This window comes from uncultured Faecalicoccus sp. (genome assembly GCF_944327125.1).
Classification (GTDB): Bacteria; Bacillota_I; Bacilli_A; order Erysipelotrichales; family Erysipelotrichaceae; genus Faecalicoccus.
Genome location: NZ_CALVGO010000083.1, coordinates 1 through 3,427, shown reverse-complemented (window position 1 = coordinate 3,427; position 3,427 = coordinate 1). Strand labels below are relative to the sequence as shown.

The window sequence follows — 3,427 nt, the reverse complement described above, 5'->3', positions numbered from 1 at the left end:
GTCTTTATATCCAGGTTTCATTAGGGGGATTTTATGAATCGAGAAGAACTTTTACAAAAAAGCCGTGATGAAAATAAAAAAGGAGACGAAAGAGAGCGCTTATTGAAATACGAATCGTATTCCATCAGTTTTGCGATCCTTGCCGCCAGTTTGATGATCGTTTCCATCCTATCTTATCTAAATGTGATCCAAGGGAAGATCTGGATGGGGGCAGTCACTTTTTCTCTGTACGAATTAACATTGTTTCTGCTTTTTGGATATGGGATCGTATTTGGCCTTTCCCGATGGGTTCTGCTGAAAAGGAAAGGTTCTCTTGTTTGGATCTTGATCGGTTTTGTGGGACTGTCCATGTTGTTTTTGGGAGTTTATGGAGCGGGCCATGCAGGATGAGCTGATCCTAAAGAACCGTTTAAAAGAGGTGCGTCAAGAAAAGAGCCTCTCCCAGGCTGCTTTGGCGAAGATGGTCGGTGTGTCGCGCAATACTATCAGCTCCATTGAGACAGGGCAGTTCAATCCCACCGCGAAACTGGCTTTGATTCTATGCATTGCCCTGGATAAAAAATTCGAAGAGATTTTCTATTTTGACTAAAACAGGCTTTCTTTCTATGGAAAGTCTGTTTTTATGGTACACTATCAGTATCGTAAAGGAGTTTGATCCATGTTTATTGTCACGATCCATGATTTAAACCGATTGCCTGAGATTAAAGAAGCCGGAGCCGATGCCGTGATTTTTGGTGTTGAACAGATCTCGATACGCCAGAGCCTTCTTGTTTCTTTTGATCGAATCCAGGACATCGTTGCCAAGTGTCACCATCTTGGCTTGAAAGCCTATGTCAATGCTCTTCGCTTTTTTATGGAAGATGAGATGGATCTTCTTGAAAAGTTTTTGGAAGTTTGTGCCGTTTCCCATGTGGATGGAATCTATTACAGCGATGAAGGAGTCTACTATTTGGCCAGACAGAGGAAGATGGAGTCCTTGTTGATCTATCAGCCTGAGACTTTGATCACCAATCATAAAGATATTGCGTTTTATCTGGGCCTGGGACTTCAGTCGGTTTCTCTGGCCCACGAATGTTCTTTAGAAGAAATCTTAAAAATGACAGAAACAAACAAAAATGTCGAGATCCTGGTTTCCGGCTATTTTTCGATCTTGTATTCCCGGCGCATGCTGGTGACCAATTACCTGAACGCCATTCGTTCAAAAGAAAATGGGCACGGCCATAAGTTTGACTTGATCGAGTCTACAAGAGAACAGCGAATGCCGATTTTCGAAGACGATTATGGAACACACATATACAGCGAGGCTCCGATCCAGTCCTTTGATGAGTTTTCAGCCTTGAAAAATCATGGAATTGACCGGTTTCGAATCGATTCGCTGTTCTTTGATGATGACTGGACGATTTCTGTATTAAAAGCTTATCAAGAAAGCGGATCGGTTCCCGGATCGAATCACTGGTATTACCAAAAGACGATCAAGAAAAAGGAGAAAAGCCATGAATAAGATAGAACTCTTAGCGCCGGCAGGGAATCTGGAAAAGGCGAAGATCGCGATTTTGTATGGAGCCGATGCGGTCTATATTGGCGGCAAGCAGTTTTCGTTGCGCTCCCGTGCCAGCAACTTCTCCCTGGAAGAGATGAAAGAACTGGTGGATTTTGCCAACAGACACCAGGCTCATGTTCATGTGACGGTCAATATGCTTCCTCATGAAGAAGATCTGGAAGGGTTGGATGATTATCTTTGTGCTTTGGATCGAATCGGTGTTCATGCGATTATCGTATGCAGCCCGTCCATTATGATGCGGGCCAAAGAACTGGGGTGTCAGTATGAGGTCCATGTCTCTACACAGCATTCTTCAACCAATTCCAAGGCGTTGTCTTTCTGGAAAGAAAAGGGAATGGATCGTGTTGTTTTGGCCAGGGAATGTCAGATGGCGCAAATCGAAGCCATCTGTCAGCAGAACATCCTTCCGGTGGAAGTCTTTATCCATGGCGGTATGTGCATCTCTTTTAGCGGCCGCTGTGTGCTGAGCAACCATATGACATTGCGCGATGCCAACCGTGGAGGATGTGCTCAAAGCTGCCGCTGGAAATATCATTTGATGGATCAGGATAAAGAATGCAGTGATCCGTCCAATCTTTTCAGTATGTCCAGCAAGGACTTGCAGGCGGTCGACCAAATCGAAGATTTTATTCGTATGGGTGTAGCGTCTTTAAAAATTGAAGGACGGATGAAAAGCGCCTATTATCTGGCCACGGTGGTCAGCTCGTACCGGTATTTGATCGATCAGATCTATAAAAATGGAAAAGCAACAACGGAAGATCTTCAGCGTGTCAAAATGGAGATATCCAAAGCGGAAAACCGTCCGACAGGGTCCGGTTTTTATAAAGGGCTTCCCGGATATGATGTACAGCTTTATCAAGATCACGATGAAACGGTGACACAGGAATATGTTGCGATCGTATTGGATCATGATCCGCAGACGAAAATGGCCACTTTACAAGTAAAGAATCATTTCTTGCCGTATCAGGATCTGGAGATTTTTGGTCCGCATATTCAAAGTACGACCGTCCATGTCGATGCGATCTATGATGAGAACGATCTGGAATTGAAGGTCTGTAACCAGCCGATGCAGATCGTGAAGACAAAATGGGAGGGTCCTATTGAAAAAAATGCGATGATCCGGAAAATTCGAGTTGTTTAACCTTCGTGATTATGAGAAAATGGTGAAGTTGAAAAGAGGAATCAAGTTATGAAATTATCTCAAAGTTTCTTTTATACATTGCGTGAGAACGCAAAAGACGAAGACAGCACTTCCAGTAATTTGCTGGTGCGCTCGGGAATGATCAAAAAGACATCCAATGGGATCTATATGATCATGCCGATGGGAAAAAAAGTACTTTCGAAGATCGAGAATATCGTTCGTGAGGAAATGGATGCCAAAGGGGCACAGGAACTCTTGATGCCAGCTTTGATCCCGGAAGATGTCTACATCAAGTCGGGGCGAAGAGAAGCATTTGGCTCCAATATGTTTGCGTTGAATGACCGGTATATGAAACGCTATGTGCTGGGACCGACGCATGAGGAACTGTTTGCGCTGGCGGCTTCCATGAATGGAAAGTCGTATAAAGACTATCCGTACAATCTTTATCAGATCCAGACAAAATACCGCGATGAAACGCGTCCTCGTTACGGGTTGATCCGTGTTCGTGAATTTATCATGAAAGATGCGTATACTTTTGATATCGACGAAAAAGGACTGGATGTCGCCTACCAGAAGATGTACGATGCGTATTGCCGTATCTTTGACCGTTTGGATCTGGAATATAAGATCGTTAAGGCCGACACCGGCGCTATGGGCGGTCTTTTGTCGGAAGAATATCAGGCTATCTCGAGCATTGGAGAAGATGTCGTCGTCGGATGTGAAGG

Annotated in this window: 5 protein-coding genes; all 5 read left to right on the top strand. The window is 44.2% G+C overall.

The window, feature by feature from the left end; genetic code table 11:
- The first annotated feature begins 33 nt into the window (after positions 1 to 33).
- Positions 34 to 390, top strand: coding sequence for a DUF6442 family protein (locus Q0K03_RS07310; protein ID WP_297239050.1), 357 nt, complete (start codon positions 34 to 36; stop codon positions 388 to 390).
- A complete protein-coding gene (locus Q0K03_RS07305; protein WP_297239051.1) occupies positions 380 to 589 on the top strand; it encodes a helix-turn-helix transcriptional regulator in 210 nt (69 codons plus the stop codon). The genes Q0K03_RS07310 and Q0K03_RS07305 overlap by 11 nt, the downstream gene beginning before the upstream one ends.
- Positions 590 to 658: 69 nt before the next feature.
- On the top strand, positions 659 to 1,501 hold the full coding sequence (locus Q0K03_RS07300; RefSeq protein WP_297239049.1) for a U32 family peptidase: 843 nt from the start codon (positions 659 to 661) through the stop codon (positions 1,499 to 1,501).
- Complete coding sequence (locus tag Q0K03_RS07295; protein WP_297239048.1) at positions 1,494 to 2,702, top strand: U32 family peptidase; 1,209 nt, start codon at positions 1,494 to 1,496, stop codon at positions 2,700 to 2,702. The genes Q0K03_RS07300 and Q0K03_RS07295 overlap by 8 nt, the downstream gene beginning before the upstream one ends.
- 48 nt (positions 2,703 to 2,750) lie before the next feature.
- Positions 2,751 to 3,427 (top strand): aminoacyl--tRNA ligase-related protein (locus tag Q0K03_RS07290; protein ID WP_366774997.1); only part of this gene is annotated, 677 nt, incomplete at its 3' end.